Annotated in this window: 17 protein-coding genes; 8 read left to right on the top strand and 9 right to left on the bottom strand. The window is 42.8% G+C overall.

Features of this window, described 5'->3' with window-relative positions; all coding sequences use genetic code 11:
• Positions 1-52: 52 nt before the first annotated feature.
• Positions 53-706, top strand: coding sequence for a PP2C family protein-serine/threonine phosphatase (locus IQ13_RS06700; RefSeq protein ID WP_144885336.1), 654 nt, complete (start codon positions 53-55; stop codon positions 704-706).
• Positions 707-711: 5 nt separating this feature from the next.
• Positions 712-1371 carry a hypothetical protein gene (locus IQ13_RS06695; protein ID WP_144885335.1) on the top strand — a complete coding sequence of 220 codons (660 nt, stop codon included), beginning with the start codon at positions 712-714 and terminating at the stop codon, positions 1369-1371.
• On the opposite strand, the gene IQ13_RS06690 is transcribed toward IQ13_RS06695, so the two are convergent.
• Positions 1357-2538 (bottom strand): hypothetical protein, encoded by a 1182-nt coding sequence (locus tag IQ13_RS06690; protein ID WP_144885334.1) that lies wholly within the window; start codon positions 2536-2538, stop codon positions 1357-1359. The two genes, IQ13_RS06695 and IQ13_RS06690, sit on opposite strands and share 15 nt — an antisense overlap.
• Positions 2539-3333, bottom strand: a complete 795-nt coding sequence (locus IQ13_RS06685; RefSeq protein ID WP_144885333.1) for a serine/threonine protein kinase — start codon at positions 3331-3333, stop codon at positions 2539-2541. It lies immediately after the preceding gene.
• Between the two features lie 223 nt (positions 3334-3556).
• Here IQ13_RS06685 and IQ13_RS06680 point away from each other — a divergent pair, with 223 nt between their 5' ends.
• Together IQ13_RS06680 and IQ13_RS06675 are read left to right on the top strand one after the other, a co-directional pair.
• Positions 3557-4501, top strand: a complete 945-nt coding sequence (locus IQ13_RS06680; RefSeq protein ID WP_144885332.1) for a helix-turn-helix domain-containing protein — start codon at positions 3557-3559, stop codon at positions 4499-4501.
• A gap of 195 nt (positions 4502-4696) precedes the next feature.
• The gene (locus IQ13_RS06675) at positions 4697-4984 is read left to right on the top strand and encodes a hypothetical protein (RefSeq protein WP_144885331.1); all 288 of its coding nucleotides are present in this window, start codon (positions 4697-4699) and stop codon (positions 4982-4984) included.
• Between the two features lie 45 nt (positions 4985-5029).
• On the opposite strand, the gene IQ13_RS06670 is transcribed toward IQ13_RS06675, so the two are convergent.
• The 4 genes from IQ13_RS06670 to IQ13_RS06655 all read right to left on the bottom strand — a co-directional run bounded on the left by IQ13_RS06670 (position 5030) and on the right by IQ13_RS06655 (position 12953).
• Positions 5030-6328, bottom strand: coding sequence for a TlpA family protein disulfide reductase (locus IQ13_RS06670; RefSeq protein ID WP_144885330.1), 1299 nt, complete (start codon positions 6326-6328; stop codon positions 5030-5032).
• 616 nt (positions 6329-6944) lie between these two features.
• Positions 6945-8300 (bottom strand): RagB/SusD family nutrient uptake outer membrane protein, encoded by a 1356-nt coding sequence (locus tag IQ13_RS06665; protein ID WP_158637337.1) that lies wholly within the window; start codon positions 8298-8300, stop codon positions 6945-6947.
• A 10-nt stretch (positions 8301-8310) separates the two neighbouring features.
• Positions 8311-11517 carry a SusC/RagA family TonB-linked outer membrane protein gene (locus tag IQ13_RS06660; protein WP_158637336.1) on the bottom strand — a complete coding sequence of 1069 codons (3207 nt, stop codon included), beginning with the start codon at positions 11515-11517 and terminating at the stop codon, positions 8311-8313.
• A 206-nt stretch (positions 11518-11723) separates the two neighbouring features.
• Complete coding sequence (locus IQ13_RS06655) at positions 11724-12953, bottom strand: FecR family protein (protein ID WP_144885327.1); 1230 nt, start codon at positions 12951-12953, stop codon at positions 11724-11726.
• A 253-nt stretch (positions 12954-13206) separates the two neighbouring features.
• Here IQ13_RS06655 and IQ13_RS06650 point away from each other — a divergent pair, with 253 nt between their 5' ends.
• Positions 13207-13773 carry a Crp/Fnr family transcriptional regulator gene (locus IQ13_RS06650; protein WP_144885326.1) on the top strand — a complete coding sequence of 189 codons (567 nt, stop codon included), beginning with the start codon at positions 13207-13209 and terminating at the stop codon, positions 13771-13773.
• Positions 13774-13908: 135 nt separating this feature from the next.
• The gene (locus IQ13_RS06645) at positions 13909-14124 is read left to right on the top strand and encodes a hypothetical protein (RefSeq protein ID WP_144885325.1); all 216 of its coding nucleotides are present in this window, start codon (positions 13909-13911) and stop codon (positions 14122-14124) included.
• 271 nt (positions 14125-14395) lie between these two features.
• Here the strand turns inward: IQ13_RS06645 and IQ13_RS21470 are convergent, their stop codons facing one another.
• The 3 genes from IQ13_RS21470 to IQ13_RS06635 form a co-directional block, all read right to left on the bottom strand.
• Positions 14396-14569: a hypothetical protein gene (locus IQ13_RS21470; protein WP_199758201.1), complete on the bottom strand. Its 174-nt coding sequence runs from the start codon at positions 14567-14569 to the stop codon at positions 14396-14398.
• 8 nt (positions 14570-14577) lie between these two features.
• Positions 14578-14793 (bottom strand): hypothetical protein, encoded by a 216-nt coding sequence (locus tag IQ13_RS06640; RefSeq protein WP_144885324.1) that lies wholly within the window; start codon positions 14791-14793, stop codon positions 14578-14580.
• A gap of 188 nt (positions 14794-14981) precedes the next feature.
• On the bottom strand, positions 14982-15737 hold the full coding sequence (locus IQ13_RS06635) for a hypothetical protein (RefSeq protein WP_144885323.1): 756 nt from the start codon (positions 15735-15737) through the stop codon (positions 14982-14984).
• 400 nt (positions 15738-16137) lie between these two features.
• Here IQ13_RS06635 and IQ13_RS06630 point away from each other — a divergent pair, with 400 nt between their 5' ends.
• Both IQ13_RS06630 and IQ13_RS06625 read left to right on the top strand, forming a co-directional pair.
• A complete protein-coding gene (locus tag IQ13_RS06630) occupies positions 16138-16491 on the top strand; it encodes a hypothetical protein (RefSeq protein ID WP_144885322.1) in 354 nt (117 codons plus the stop codon).
• A 50-nt stretch (positions 16492-16541) separates the two neighbouring features.
• Complete coding sequence (locus IQ13_RS06625; RefSeq protein ID WP_158637335.1) at positions 16542-17258, top strand: arginine-tRNA-protein transferase; 717 nt, start codon at positions 16542-16544, stop codon at positions 17256-17258.
• Positions 17259-17571 lie beyond the last annotated feature (313 nt).

The raw sequence follows: 17571 nt of genomic DNA, 5'->3' as shown, positions 1-17571 counted from the left end.
AAATACAGTAACAGAAGTTCTATATTGGGTATTAATTTTGCAGTACGTAAATATGACGACAAAGACCAGACATGTTTTTGCCTCCATTAAGGGTGAAAAACGAGAAATAAATAAAGATAACTTGCTCCTGATAGAAGAGCCGGATTACAACGTATTTGCAGTCTTTGATGGAGTAAGTTCAGCCATCGGTGGCGGTGAAGCTTCTAAAAATGCAGCCGACTTTATAAAAGCAAATCATAAAAAATACCTCGGCAATGAAATAAAACTGAAACAGCTCATGTATGATACAAATTCCCACCTGTTAAAAACAGGCACCAAAGAGCCGTTTACAACTTTTTGTTTAGTATACCAGAATAAAACAAACAGCAGCTTTACGTACTCCTGGTTGGGCGATTCAAGATTGTATATCATTAGTAATCAGTTTATGGAGCAAATAACATTAGATGATAACTATTCAGAAAATGTACTCACGAAATATTTGGGAGACCCCCAGTTGCATATAAGCGATTTTAGACAGGAAGAAAAACTGAAAAATAACCTGCATCTGTTACTTTGTACGGATGGCTTTTCACGTGTATTGGAAAAAGATAAGCTTGCTTTTTTTGAGGTATTCCAGAAAAAATCGCTGAAAACGATAAGCGAAAAAATAAATTCTTTGATAAAAGGCAAGAACATTGATGATTCCACGTTTATTTTTGTGAAATAACTGCCATGTTCACATCCGAAAAAGAGCTTGTTAACTCACTGAAAGCCAATTACGCATCAATTTGTGATTGGAAAACAAAAACTTCCAATACCAGCGTACTGGAGGAAGTTGATTTGGGTTTTGGAGTGGCTGATTTGGTAATTGCAAAATTGCAGAAACAGGCAGCACAAACAACGGAAAAACTGACTTATTTCGATACCGTTATCTACAGAATTATCGAAACTAACAGAACTGTAACTTTAAATCAGTTAAAAGAAATAACGAAAGCCGATACGGTTGCGCTGAATAGATCACTGAATAAATTGATCAAAGACAGCTATATCAACAAAACTGATTCATTAATTAAATTCCGTAAATCGTATAAGGGTATTTCTACAAATACGATTGCAATTGAAGCAAAACTGAAAAATTGGAAAAGAGCCTTAAATCAGGCCTTTCGGTATAAATGGTTCGCAGAAAAATCAATTGTCGTTCTCGACAGTCACTATATAAACCCTGCACTTAAAAACATTCAGGAGTTTAAACAATTGAACGTAGGCCTTGCAGAAATAAATAAAGATGGAAAGCTCATCCTTCATTTTAACCCGCAAAAGAGCAACCCTGTCGACATGAAAATGTGGATTTTATTGAATGAAAGTCTTAAGAAAAATTTACTGTGTAAGTAAAAATGATTTCCACATGCCGAGGTGGTAGTTTTTACTTTCATCTGTTAAAGTGATATGTAACCGTTCAAGTTGCTCATAATTTTTTACAGCCTGATCAATCTTGGCAATCAACAATTTTTTCCGTTTTTCCAGGTCTTTTTCAGAAGCGAGTTCTTTTAACAACCTTGTTATCGTTAAAAGATAATTCTTATGCACCTCAGGCTTTTGATTACTCCATGGATACCCTTCAACAAGTATTGCATCTGAAAAAACATTACGCTCATTTTTTATAATATCAATCCCTTTCTGATTACGAATCAGATCCAGGAACTGCGCCTTTACAAAATTGAGTAATGCTTCAGAGAAATACCAGCCTTTTGAAGGACCGCCGTCTTCCTGTGTTGTAAATCGTTTAATAGTAAAATTCCGTAAGTTCTCATAAGTACCGATTGTGATATAGTCAATATCAGTTAATGACAGAAATACCAAGGCATCCCAATTGGCATAAGCATAAATAGTTTCAAACTTTTGCTTTTTTAAAGTCTTGAAAATGGTTGCAAGATTACGCAGGTATTTGAAATCGGTGCTTATTTTTTGCCTTGCATCGGGCTTAGCTTCACAAACAATATAATACCCATCAAAAACAATTGGAAGATCAGTTAAATGAAATAAAAGTTCATCAATCTTTGCCTCATCGATGATTGTATGGTTAGCTATTGGTAAGGTCATAAAATATTTTATTCCATCAACCTTATTAGCTGTCAGCCATTTATTGATACTTTTAATTATTGCAATGAAATCATTGGGTCGCTCATTTTCATAATAATTTGGAATGATAACATTCTTTAACCCAAGGTTGTCAATTTGATAAGTTATCCCCTGCTTAATCAGGCTTTCGATTAAAACGTTTGTCTGCTCTTCACTTTCAGCGTTTGCTGTAGGGTGAAAAGGATAGGTTCCAAGCTTTCCCTTTTGAATATTACCGCCTTCCTTCTTTCCATAATATTGCAGATCAAAAAATGAATGTGCCAAAATTTCATCGGTTACATAGCCGTTTACCTTGTCCTTTGCAAAAAAACCTTCTTCAAAGCTATAAGCGCAGAATACAAATCCATCACCAATTGAATTTTGAAAATAAGAATCCAGATTCCATTTCTGAAAATGGCCGGTCAGGTGCAGTACTTTCATTTAAATAAGTTTTACAAGTTCTTCAATACTTCTGGGGCGGTTTGCAACTTTAAAGTGTAAGGTTTCAATTAAAAAGTCAGCAAATGTACAGTTCGCATCATGATTAAATGTTTCATCACCACTTGTGAACTTTTGGTTGATTTCATCAATTGTTTTTCCAAACGGAAGGGCTTGATGATATAGGTAGTAGGCTAAAACGCCCAAACTGAAAAAGTCTGTCCTGTAATTGATCATCTCCTTTTTAGCTGCATATTGTTCGGGAGCTGCCCATTTCCAAGTTCCTGGCTGCAAACCTCCGGCAGCGGTGATTGATTCCTCATTTAAATCCCGGGCAACACCAAAATCAATTAAAACAGGGGTTCCATCAGGTCTTACAATAATATTTGCGGGTTTTATATCTCTATGTACAACTCCATCTTTCCATATAGGGGTCATCAAATCAAAAATTGCACGTAAAAGTTGTTTAATCTTATCATTATCGCCCTTGTAAGTGCTTTCAATTTCATCTAAGCTATGTCCTTCGATGTATTCTTCAAAAATCACAGTTTCCTTTTGATACTCATGTACTTCATATACGACTGGTATACATGGATGCTCCTTGTATTTTTCATATATTTTCATTTCACGGGTAAATCTTGCATCAATACCCCCAACAAGTATCTTCATTACTTGCTTGCTGCCATCTGCTCTTACAACAAAATAGACGTTCTTTTGCCCGCCACGTTTTTCGTTCTTAAAAAAGGATTGTATACCAAAATGGGTTAGAAATTCAAACGTCAGAGAGGATGATCCCATAAGCAGGTGTTTTCGAAAATTGGGTAATTATGCTTTTCACTATTATAAGCAAGTCAAATATAATTTATTCTTATTTAACTTATAGCATCTTCTAACTGTTTGTTACATTTTTTTGAGGCTTATAATTGACCTTTATCAAATTCCAACGGCACCGTACACACGAAATAAAAAACCATCCTGATTTTTTTCTATCTTACCCAAAGAATAGAAGGTCCACTTGCTTATGACCATCAGCTATGAAGCACGCAACCTGGGAATACTTGCACCCGCTACAGCTTTACCCAACAACATCAAAGGAACCCTGCTGTCGGAGGCAGCACTATATACATTCACCAACGCAGAAACTTCAATCGTTGTACAGCAAATCAAAACCACTTCCTGTACCTTCCTCCTCAAACAATGCAGCTCAACTGTTCCCGTTCAGCTGTATACAGCACAGCATACGCACAACTGGTTACTGCAGGCCCTCATCGAAGGCGATAAAACAATGACAGAACAACTGCAGCACCCCGGTACTCTTTTAAAAAATCAGGTATGCTTTACACCGTTGCTGCAACAGGCTTACATTACTTCCTTTCAAACACCCGGCAATTACACACTGGTAGAAATCCTTCCGGCTGAAACATTGGTCAACGAATTCACTGCACTCTTCCCCTCAATCATAAAACAGGCTGCTGAACAAACAACCGCAATCGATACAGAATTGCAGCAGAACATACACGCAATACGCACTGCAAGAATGTCGGGTAATCTATGGAACTACTTTCTCCAGGCCCGCATCAGAGATATACTCTTTCATACCTGCAACAACCTTACTGCTGCAACGCATAAGCACCACCACATAAAAGAGGCCGATATCATAGCCATCAACAAAGCAGCAGAAATAATTACAGCCGATCTGGCTGTGCACCTAACCATACCCGAGCTCGCCAGAAAAGTACAGCTCAACGAATTCAAACTGAAAAAATACTTCCGGCAGTTGCATGGTAAAAGTATCTACGAATTCCTCGTGTACCAACGGATGCAGAAAGCAAAAGAATTACTGCTGCAGAATAAAAGCGTAAAAGAAGTAGCTGCAATTGTTGGCTATCGTCCATCTGATCTAACCATGGTCTTCTTTCAGCATTTCAACATGTATCCCAGCGAATTTCGAAACAGCAATAAATAACAGGCCCGTTATCGAAAGAGATAATCCCGTTATCAAAAGCCTTTCATTTGGAAGCAGGGCAAAAATTATAGCAACTTAGTGGTAACAAAAAAACACTACACTAACCGTTACGACTAAACGCTTTATTGCAATAAACAGGAGATGCTGAACACCTGTAGAAAAAAGTAAGCACACACATCATTTAAATTAAACAAAATGAAAAAATTACTGTTGGGCATCTTCGCCCTCTTATTCGTCATCTCACTCAGCGCCTGGCACCTGGTGAACAAACCAAAACCGGCAGCAAAAGAAACCGTGTACACCTGGCACAAATACAATACAGCAGGCACTGCGGAGTTATCTCCGGCAGTTGTATACACGGGCTCCGATGTACAGGCCCGCAACTTCTTCGGTTGTCCCGAAGACAATGAAACAATCTGTGCCCGGGCCTACGATGAAGAAGGCCAGCCACTTGATATTTATATCATGAAGGCGTTGCCTTAAGTAAAACAGGGTGGACCGGTGCAATCAACAACACCGGTCCTTTTTTTATCTGTCCCTGATAACCAAAATATCAACCAATCTTCGTTCAAGACTTAACGTAAAGCCATAGCGTTCTAAACTTTCCTTTACGGATGCAGCATTAAGAAACCGGCTTTCCTTACCACTACCTTCTTTGATAGTTACGTCCAGATCCACATTGTAACCAATGCCCGTTTCATTCACTACAGGATACTCCAGGTTCCAGTTAAAATAATCACACACAACTTCCATAGGCTGGTTGATGAATGCCTGCACAATTCCCTTCTTCCATTTTATTCCTTCAGTTCCTTTTGATGCTGTCGGGTGTTTTGTTGCATCAACAGCTTTCACTACCCAACACAAGCGTTCTCTTTTTTCAATACTTCCCTTATATGGCAGACATCGGTTCAGATCATTGAGCAGCCACGGAAAAAAGTCAGCAGCAGTTACTTTCTCAGGCAAGGTCAGTTCAAAACAATACAGGTATGGCTCAATCATCACCCTTGTTGCATCTTCCGCTCTGTAAGGATTCACCGCCATGCTGTCTTTCACAGATAACTCTATTCGTTGCATCTGCACCGAACCCGATCTTCCTTTGGAATAACAGTAATAATAATAGGATACCACGGGAGTATTAATGCCGATAAACCGTTTGTAAACCGCTCCCTTACTGTAAGCGGACGTATATGCCCCGATAATAGACTGCAGCCCCGGCTGGTATTTTGTAAGAACCGATCGGTACACATAGCTACCCTCTTCCACCGGCAAAGGATTTTGCGGATTATAATCCACATTGTCTTTCTTCTCCCTTAAAACAGGTAGTCGGTTATCAGCAAAGGCTGTTAAGTTAACTGCATTCATTTCCTCGGCATACGTAATCGCTTGCACAACTCCATCCGTACCAATCCACACCGCATGAGGCAATGTCCGGAAAGCAAACAGCTTACCCATCAATACATCGTCACTAACGGCAAAGGGCAAACGAAGTCCTTGCATTGATTTCTGCCGGCCGATAAATCGTCTCACCGTTGCTTCATCTTCATACGTAATCGGCAACACGTTAACAGCAGCACCGGTACGTTGCAGCAACGAATCCGCCTTCGTCATACCCTTAATACAGGCCGCACACCAGCTCGCCCAAAAGTCAAGGATCAATGGCTTCTCCCGGTAGTAGTCAGCAAGCTTCACTGTTTTCAATCCGTTTGCTTCCAGCAAGTGTAGGCGAACGTCAGGTACTGTATCACCAATACCCAATGGCTTTATTGTTTGTGCTGTACTGTTCACATAAGCAAACAATACACACATGGCAAAGAATATCCCTTTCATAAAAAATGAATTAAAAATTTTAAGAATAAAAGTTGTTGAAACCCTGAGCGACCTGCTCTCCGTAACGAAGTGCAGAGTAGAGTCGAAGGGTCGCTGGTTATTGATTTAAATCAGACTCCATCTGTGGACTATAAAAATTTATCTGTGCGCATCTGCGTTCATCTGTGTTAATTCGTGGCCATAAAATCCTGAGCGAAGCCGAAGGATCGTGTCTATTCGTGCAATTCGTGGTCATAAAACCCTGAGCGACTTGCTCTCCGTAACAAAGTGCAGGGGAGAGCCGAAGGGTCGTGTCCATTCGTGCCCTGCCCTCAGAAGTTTTAACGAAGGAGGGAATTCGTGACCTAAAAAATCTGCGTTCATCTGTGTTAATTCGTGGCTACAAATCGTTCGTGTCTATTCGTGCAATTCGTGGCTTAAAGAAGTCTGTGTGCATCAGTGTTCATCTGCGGCCATAAAATCCTGAGCGAAGCCGAAGGGTCGTGTCCATTCGTGCAAATCGTGGCTATAAATCGTTCGTGTCCATTCGTGCAATTCGTGGCTACAAAACCCTGAGCGACTTGCTCTCCGTAACAAAGTGCAGGGGAGAGCCGAAGGGTCGTGCCAATTCGTGGCACTAATACCCCGGGTTCTGTACCAGGTTCGGATTATTCAATAACTCATACTGTGGCAATGGAAACAAAGCAGCGGATGATTTCCACCCCGGCTTCAAAACACCCAGTACAGCAGTTAATCGTTGTCTTCGTTTCAGGTCAATAAAACGTTCGCCCCATTCACAAAACAACTCCAGCGAACGTTCCTGTTCAATGGCAGCCAACAAAGCTTCACCTGCCTGTAGCGATAAAGCCGTTAAACCGGCCCTGCTGCGTACAACATTAAGATCAGCGAGCGCATCAGCAAGAGTTCCCTGCATGGCCCTGGCTTCACTCCGGATAAGATATAACTCAGCCAACCGAAGAAAACCAAAATACTCGCCGTTCGTTCCGCTGGTACTCACCCGGTTCTTATACTTAAATGGATACAGATAACTCTGCCCGTTAATCACAGCTGTTTTAATCCAGTTGCTCTTTCTGGTATCACCTGGTTCAAATCGTTCAAGAAGTTTCGGATGTAGCAGGTACACAGGTAAAGCCGTTCCGCTGGGAATACAGGAAACACCCATCTGTGTAAAACCGTTTTGTGTCCAGAATTGCAAAATCGTCTCACTACTCCCTTTAACAAAAACAGAACCGGTAGTGGAAGCCAGTGAAAACAACCCCGATGAGATCACCTCGGTTGCATGTTGTTCAGCAGCTTGAAAATTTCCGCCAAGTAAATACAACCTGCTCAGCAGCACACAGGCTCCCCAGTAATTCACCCGTACACGTTCTGCATCACTGTAGGTTTTGGGCAACAGCAACTTGGCTTCCAGCAAATCAGTAAGCAATCGGCTGTGGATAGTACCCACCTGCATACGTGCTGCAATCGAACTGTAGCGCACATCAGTAGTTGTCAGAAAGGGTACATCATCATACAACTGGGTAAGATAATAGTAGCACGCAGCACGTATAAAAAGTAACTCACCTTTAAAACCGTTCTTCGCTTGCTCACTCATCCCTGTACCTTCTTCTAGTCCTTCAAGAAAATGATTGCATTGATAAATCACACCATAAAGCCCCCGCCAGATATTTAAGTTAACCCCATTACTTACACCAATGGTACTTTGTGCAAATTCAAGTGTTGGTTGCGAGGCACTGCTTGTCTGCAGTTCATCAGCATACAGTCCGCCAAACAAACTGATGTTTAATCCGATGGAACTGTTAAACTGACTGTAGATTGCTGCCATTGCTGCATTGGCAGTTTCAGCATTGGAGAATAGTTTATCTGTACTCAATTGCGTTTTAGGTGCATCAACATGTATAAGTTTTTTACAGGCGCTGAATCCTAAAACGATGCTTAGTAGAAGTAAAAGACCAAACAGGATTTTTTTCATAATAGCAGTTTTAAAAAGTGAATTGAAAGCCGGCTGCAAGTGTACGCAGCGGTGGTATACCCGTATTCGCCGTTTCAGGATCATACAGATTGCCTCGCTTTCGCCAGGTAAATACATTTTGCCCCTCCGCATAAATTCTTCCGGTGCCAAGCTTCATACGCTGCAACAGCTTCTCAGGTAAACGGTACGAAACATGCATCGTTTTAAAGCGCACATAACTGGCATTGTAAAAAGCAGCATCCGATAGAGAAAGTAAACTGTAGTTGCCCGATGGCACAGTAGTGGCCTTTGGAATCCATCGTTCTTCACCGGCCTTCGTCCATCTGTCAATGGCTGTGCTGAATTTATTACTTCTTGTACCGGGTATGGTACTTGTTCCCTGTGCAGACTGACTGCTGTATTGAAAGAAAACAGAAACCTCAAATTGCCGGTAACGCACATCGCAGCCAAATCCACCGTAACAGATGGGAGAAACTTTACCGATGATAACATAATCTTCAGGTAAGCTGATAACACCATCACCATTAACATCTTCAAAACGGGGCAGACCGGTTTGCACATCAGCGCCGAGATACTTCAACCCTTTACGGATCGAGATATCTTCGCCTTCAACATAAGTGTTCGCAAAACTCGATGCCGCTAAACCCGGATAACTGAGCAGTTTGTTTTTCGGCAAACTGATATTGCCATGAACCTGTACCTGCATCGCTTCTTTTTGCAATACAGTTCCGCTGAACTCAAACTCCCATCCATAATTCAAAACCTTGGCAGGCAGGTTAGCAAGGTAAGAGCCAAACGGACCGCTCATATAAGGAAGCGGATAATCAATCAGCTGGTTACCGCTTAATTGATGATAATAAGCAGCGGTAAGCAGCAACCGGTTATTCAAAAAACCTGTTTCAAGCGCAAGCTCCGTTTTCTGATTGCTTTCCCAGCCAAAAGCAGCGTTGGCAATTCTCGAAGGCGTCAAACCCGCAACTCCCTGATACAATACGCTGCTGTTGCGGTAAGTCGATAAATATTGATACTCGGGTATCTGGTCATTTCCGGTAATACCAAAACTGCCACGCAGCTTACCAAAACTCATCCACGCAACATCCTGCAGGAAACGTTCTTTGCTGAAGATCCATGCTGCACCAACAGCTCCAAACATGCCGGTCCGTTTACCAGGTCCAAACCTCGAAGAACCGTCAAGCCTTCCCTGCATATTCAATATATAACGTTCACGATACGCATAAGTAACTCTCGTAAATGCAGATGCATATTTATAAGTGCTTAGCTGATTACTGCCGGTAACCGTTCCCGCTGCACCGATCGACTCAAGCAATCCTTCATTACTGTAATTTCTGCCCGTAAATAAATTCCGCCGGTTGTCGTTCTGTTGCCAGCTGCCACCGCCCAGTACATCAACACGTTGTTGCTTTCTGCTGAAAGAATATTCTACCTGTGGCTCCAGCACAATCCCCTTGGTGCGCAAATCACCATAATAAGCATAACTCTCACTCGCACTGCTGGGGTTCAGACTGGCTTTCGGAAACAGCATCAGTTGATCCATATCAGTCATGGTATAACCGGCACTGAATTTTAAACGAAGTCCCGGAAATAATTGATAACGTATTTGCAGATTACCAACATAGTTCATCGTTTCATTGCTGGCTTTACGTTTTAAAACCGCTTCAGGGTGCACATCCGAAATCCCTGTCCAGTTCGTGTTGCCGGCTGCATCATACAATGGAAAATTAGGAGGCAACGTAAGAATGCTGAAGATCGAAGAACTCAGCGTACGGTTTTGATCAGCACTCAGACTGAATGTAAAATCCATATTGAATTTATGATTCGCACTTTGCTGATGAAGTGATACATGTAGACCGCCACGTTGGTATTGTTGCTTCCCCGGAAGGATAGAACCTTCTTTGCGGTAATTACCACTCAGTAAAAATTGAACAAGAGGCCCACCGCCGCTGATACTGATCTGGCTGCTGATAAGTCCTGCTGTACCGCCCAGCATATACCTGCTCCAGTCTGTATGCTTGGTCGTATCCCATACAAGAAGATCAGGCGCATTCGTTACGGTTGGCACTAAATTATCATTGAAGAAACCTTCACGTCGCAGTAAAAGATACGCTTGCAGATCAAGCATTTCAGGAAAATCATTCAGCGTTTGAACACCACCGTAAATGCCAACATCAACCTTGGGTTTTCCCGCCTTTGCTTTCTTGGTTGTAATCAGCACTACGCCGTTTGCAGCACGTGAACCATAGATAGCTGTGGCATCAGCATCTTTTAATATCTCAATACTTTCAATATCACTGGGGTTAATACTGTTCAACGGACTGATACTACCCGTAATAGTGGTGGTCAGACTCCCGAAACTGTTGTTCAGCGGAGTGGAATTAAAAGGAACGCCATCTACAACAAACAAAGGTTCTGTTCCGGAATTAATAGAACCCTTTCCCCTGATCAATACACTGATATTGCCACCGGGTAATCCGTTCTGTGTGGTTACAAACACACCGGGTGCTCTTCCCTGGATGGCAGCAACAGGATTCAGCACGGGTTGTTGTTCAATTTCATTGCTGCCAATCTTACTTACACTTCCTGTATTCAATCGCTTTGTTGTACTGCCATAGGCAATCACCTGTACTTCATCCAGCTTATTTACTTTTCGTTGCAGCCTTACCGTTAGTTCAGTAGCACCTTTTAGCGCAACACTTTTCTCTTCCACATTCACACCGCTGAAAACAAGTACAGCATTGGGTTCAACAGCTTTCAATTGAAAATAACCTTCTGCATTGGTGCTCACCGCAACTGTACTTCCCTTCACCTGTACTGTAATTCCTGCAGCAGGTTCTCCTTCTTCATCCACTACATAACCCGTCACATCATGCGTTACAATAGTAGAAGTAGTTACGGACTGGTTGACTGGTTTACGCTTCACAATAACATACGTTCCTTCGATCACATAGGTAAACATCTGCTCCGCAAAACATAAATCCAATACTTCTTTCAGAGACGCATCTTTTACATCGATGCTCACAGGTTTTGCCTGTTGCAGTTCGTCACGTACATAAATAAACCGAAAATCTGTTTGCTGTTTAATCCGCTGAAATACCTCGATCAGCGATACATTCGAAACCTTCAACCGGATGCTTTGGGCATATCCTCCGGCATTCACTTTAAAAAGAAAAACAAAAAGAAAGAGAGAAAGCAGTCGCATGATGAAAAGTGTTTTTCGTACGGGCACTACTTTCCTGTACCACAGGAATAAAAGCGGATACATTTCCATAACTTTACGTTGTTTGGGTTACTAAACAGTTTTTGCACACACAAATAATTGATTGGGTTAACCCAGACCCCGCTTTGCGGGTTGCAGGAAGTGTTCCACCACTTCCTGTTTTGTTGGGTAACCGCCTTAGTTAGCCGTCACGGTAATACATAAATCGTTTTGTTTTTAATCGTAAAATGAACACCGCCTGTTTGTTCAAGCAGCGATAATAATTTTTCAATCGATTCACTGCGCAACACTTCTGCATCAAACTTCTTTTCAATCGCAGCAGTGTAAACAACACTGTCAATGTTATACCACCGCTTTGCCTGTTGCATAATTTGCTCAATCGATGCATTCTTAAAATCAAACCATCCGTTCTTCCATGCAACAATTGCTTCTGTTGATTGCACTCGCTCAACACGTAGTCTTCCTTTTCCGGCAACAGCCTGCTCGCCTGGTTGTAAGATCACTTCATCCTGTTCCGATCCCCGCACAACCTTTACTTTCCCTTCAAGTAAGGTTGTTTTAATCGCCGCTTCATCTGCATAACCATGTACATTGAAATGTGTTCCCAATACTTCCACTTCAACATTATTAATACGCACAATAAAAGGTTGCAGTGATGCTTGTTTGCCTTCTGCCAACAGCTTTGCGGCCGGTACAATTTCAAAATAGCCCTCTCCAATCAATTCAACACGTCTTTCCGGTCCATCAAACCGAACTGGAAAACGAAGCGAGGAGCCTGCATTCAGCCAAACAAGACTGCCATCAGGTAACACAAGCCGGTACTGTCCGCCAACAGGTGTGCGTAAGGTATGGTACACGGTCGCAGAATGTTGATTGTCCAGATAGCTTAATTGTCCATCCGTTGTTTTTAATACTTCAACGCCATCCAGCGAATCAATCAATCCGTTTTTTAAACCGGCAAGTGTTACACGCTTTCCGTTGTCAGTAATCAGCTCTGCATAATTTCCACCGGGGGTAATCCCTTCAGTAACTGCAACAGGCATCAATGGTTTGGTTTTTCTGTAAGTCATTTGATAAAACACAAGAACGCATACAACGAACACAATGGATGCGGCGATAGAAATAAGCTGCATGCGCCTGATGCGTACTGTCTTTGGCGCAGAACTTTGTTGTATACGTTGTTTTAATTGATGATAAGCTGCTTCCGCATCAACAGAACGATAGGCAGCTGTTCCTTCTTCAATAAAACCAGGTGAAAGAAGTTCTTCAAATAAACGCTGATGATCATCCGATGCTGTAATCCATGCATCAAGCTCATCCCGCTCCGCTTCGTTCAGCCGTTGCTGTATAAAGCCTGCAACCAGCCAGCCGATCCGTTGCGCCTCTGCCTCTGTCTTGAAGGTGCTCCCGCTTTTCATACACTTAAATTATCTTTTTTTCAGCGCCTGTTATAATCATATAATCCACAAAACAGGTAAAAGGACTAAACAAGTAGAAAATATTTTTTTTTGACGCTGTTGATCTCTGTCAATAAATAGGTCACTTCAAAATTACTCGCACCGTTACCCGGTCGGTCATGTTAAAGAAAATAATCCCGATATCAAATAAAAAAATCCCGTTTACAGATGTATTGAAAAGAATTGCTCCCTTTCTTTCATTGATCTTTGTAACATGAAAGAACTTCTTTCATTACTCAATAGCATCTGTCCATTATCCCTTGCGCTCCAGCAATACCTGTCAGCAACCCTCAAATCAAAAACAATTACCAGAAGAGATCATTTGCTGACAGCTGGAAATATCTGTCGCCATATTTATTTTGTCAAGAAAGGATTATTTCGCTGTTATTATTTCGAAGCAGGCCATGAAGTATCTTCTAAATTCATGAAAGAAGGAGATATACTTGTGTCCGCAGCCAGTTTCTTTTTGCAGCAATACAGCAATGAATATGTGCAGGCATTGGAAGATGCAGTGGTCTGGTATATCTGTTACGATGAACTGCAGTATATCTATAAAACATTCCCCGAGTTCAATACAATTGCTGCTACCTTAACTACAAAATCATATTTGCTGAGTGAAAACCGGGCAAAGCTGATCCGCATGAAAAACGGAACCGAAAGATATTACTACATGCTCCAGCATCATCCCGATTTGGTATTACGTGTTCCTGCAAAATACCTCGCAACCTATCTCTGTGTAACAGAAGAAACCTTAAGCCGTATTCGTGCAAAACGTTCCTGAAGATTGATGCAAGGCTGAAGCGGCAGTTAAAGACAAAAAAATTGATGTTTATCAAGTTTATCTTAACGCATTTCGATTAGTTTAGTGAAGAAGTAATGCAATGTAGATCCATTCCTGTTAAAAAAACACCCAACCATGAAAGTAAACTCCAACCGCATCCCTGCACGTGTTGTGCTCTATCCCAAAGATGTCGAAAACATTACAGGTCGTCGTGGAAGCACCGCCCGTAAACTGATCCAGCGCATCCGTGAAGCACTCGGTAAATCCAAACACGAATTCATCACCATCCAGGAATTCTCCTACTTCACCGGCATCGACGAAGAACTCATCAAAGACTTCCTGCAGTCCTGAGCGGAGTCGAAGGATGAGGTAGCAAAACACTGAGCGCAGTCGAAGTGTGAGCACAATCCCATAGATTACTTCATCTGTGTTCATCAGCGTCTATTTGTGGCCTTAAACAATCGTAAGCGCAGCGCACGATCCATCTGTGTACATCCGTCCCATCTGTGTCATCCGTGATTCTATTTCTTCATTGCAAGCGCAGCGCAGCAATCTTTCGTGTCATTTCGTGTAGTTCGTGGTACAAAAAAGCCCCGAATAATCTCGGGGCTTTCAAACCGGCTCACTTCTTCCTCCCAAACATCTTCTTCAACACAAACGATACAACCAAACTCACCGTTGCACCCACAGCAGCAAGTACCACTGTCTTCACCAAATCATCTGTGTGAATGTTTGCAAAAAGAATCGTCAGCGTTCCGCCGGCTGTTCCTGTTTTCAAAAAGTACGAGTCTTGCATAGGAATAATTAATTCCGCTCGTTGGTAACAGCCGTCTGGCTCACACTACCGGCAACAGCACCTGCTACAGCTAAGTAACCGGCTACCTTAATCAGCACTGCAGGTAATGCAACAGGCGCTGCAAGAACTGCAGCACTCACACCAGCCAGTGCCACACCAATAGTCCGCACCTGTTTAAAAAACTTTGGTGTGCGTCGCTTCGCACGTTTCAAAATCTTTTTCATTTTTTGAAAATTGTCTTGTAAAAAAATCAGGAGATAAAAAGGGTAATACAATTCCCGTCCGCTCAGGAGTAATGTTATTAGTGCAATAAATGATTGCGTGATTTCTATTAAGAAAAATGGCTCCGTCAGAGAAGAATGAATACCCTTTTTTGACTAGCCCTCTCCTTCAGGAGAGGGTCGGGGTGAGGTTAAGACCCACTCACCTTAACAAGGCTCAACGCATTAAACGCACCATTCTTCAAACTGTATTGGTTACCATTCACCTCCTGGTAAAACTCAATACCCATTGCAAGAAACAAAGGCTTCGTGCTGTTCGCTGTTACCTGGTGACTGAGATTCAAAACAGCCGTAGCAGTAGAGTTAATCGGCAACGAGTTACTGTTACCAAAATCAACCACGTACGTTTTGTTTTCAAAATCAATTTCAACACCTGCCGTAACGATTTTAAAATGCGTGGCACCGCTCGGCGCAGCCACCATGTTCACCGGAACAAAAGAGGGAATGGAAATACTCAGTGCACCACTTACACGATCAATGTTGGTCGTATACGGTGCAAACAATGAAGTACTCAGTTTACTGCCGGCATTAAAATCAAAACCTTCCAGCAGTGTTGCTTCACCATCAATCACATTGCGTAAACCACGTTCATTCACCGCATCTGCCTGGATCACCTTCATCATCTCACGGGTAAGTCGACTCAGCATACGACTGTCGGCGGTGTTCAGTAATAACGAGCGCAGGGCCGTACGCAACACCTTACCTGCTGCCCCTGCCCGGCCAAATTCCGCACCGTTCTCACGGGTACGGGCAAAAGCAGGATCATTGGCAATACGGTCTTTGTTCACGCTTGTTTTTTCTCGGGCGAGGTAACCGTCTTTCGTTTTGTAAAAATTAATGTTACCGATCGTTCCTTTTAATGGCAGGATACCTTTTTGTTGTGCCATCGGATGAAAATTTAAAACTGGAAAAATGGAAATGTTTTCAAAGCTTGTTAAAAAGCTCTTGGGTACATCTTGGTAAAACCCGTCCGTTGCAACGACACTACAAGAGTACAAACACAAAAAAGCGAATGAAAATCAACCGGGCGTTTTTACCGCTTTTGAGCAATTAGAGCGTTTTTGATGGCTGGTAGCAAATAGAGCGAAAAATACATACTGCGTATATAGAGCGTATATACAGGCACCGCTAAATACAACAACAGGACAGCATGCACCACCAGTCAATGAACCACCATTCCCTTACTGTTCATGCGTGGTATTCGCTGCTTAATTTTTCCCGTTATTTTTCACTCCGCAAATACACTGCGATGTGGCCTTCTACTTTCGATGCATAAACTAAAATGTTATGCTCTTACTTGTACAACTCACCGCCGCCACACCCGAACTGAAACTGCTGGTACCGGGTGCAACCGTTAACGCCGTTTTGCTGAGCAGCTTGCTGCAAACAACGGCTAAAGAACAGGCGCCGCTCAGCATCGGCTGGCGCATGATCGACCGTTCGCACACAGCTGCTTCACCCGATTGCCTCGTACTGGCCGATGCCGATGCAACCGACCCGGTATACCAGCTGCAACCACTCACGGCGGTACAGCAAAAGGGCACGCACAACCTCAAGGAAATTTGTGTACACACGGGCAACTATGTGTTACAGCCCGATGAACAGGTAACGGTGTTGCTGGAGATTGATACGCCTGCCTGACGACACGGTATAACCGAATGAACTGTTGCGTAACTTGCCGCCTGCGGTGTATGATTTATTACCAACATTTTTACCCGGAGTTCATTACCCCTGCCCTGCTGGATGCTTACCTCAGCAAAGGCTGGTACCGTATTCAGCAGATGTTGATCACCACCGATCTCATTACCAAAGAAAATGAGTTCCTGGCTGTGTTCTGGCTGCGGTACCGCCTGGCAACCTATGCACACAGTACAAAAAGCAAAAAGCTGTTGAAGGCGGCTGCACATTTCAGCATTGCGATAGAAGACCTGCAGCTGAATGAGGAACTGGAAGCATTGTTTACCCGTTACCGCAGCGCCATTGCTTTTGATATGAGTGATACGGTGCAGGGCTATTTACTGGGCGACCGTTCGGCATCGGTGTTTCCCACCAAGGCAATTACCATCCGCCACGAAGGAACATTGATTGCTGCCGGCTGTTACGATGAAGGGGAACAAAGCACCATGGGCATCCTCAACATCTACGATCCGGCGTATAAAAAATACAGCCTGGGCAAAGTGCTGGTGCTGCTGAAACTGGAAGAAACACTGCGGCAGGGCAAAACGTTTTTCTACCCCGGCTATATCAGCATCCACAACAACAAGTTCGATTATAAATTATTTCCCGATCTGCAGTGTACCGAAGTATACAACCGGTTAGCCGATGAATGGCTGCCTTATGGTTCGATGGATTTGCAGCAATTGCATGCAGAAATGTTGCAAGCGTTTTTTAAGGCACAAAGTGAATGATGCAGATGTGTGTTGGTTGGTCGGCGACCAACAACGGCGGCAATGGATGCGGCGCTGCGCTTGCAATGTGATTGCTCACGGATTACACAGAGAACACAGATGGATCGTGCGCTGCGCTTACAATTTTAGAGGACGCAGGTGGTTGCGACCGGACTTAACTTGTGGACCACGAATAGCACGAATGGACACGAACGAGATACAGATAAGTTCTCGAAGAAAATTTGTGTTGGTCTAAAGACCAAAAAAGATGAAGAAGATTTAGCCACAAATGGACGCAGAAAAACACAGATGAGGAATGAACTGAATGGACCAC

This window comes from Lacibacter cauensis, assembly GCF_007830055.1.
Taxonomy (GTDB): Bacteria; Bacteroidota; Bacteroidia; order Chitinophagales; family Chitinophagaceae; genus Lacibacter; species Lacibacter cauensis.
This window is presented reverse-complemented; position numbering and strand designations above follow the sequence as displayed.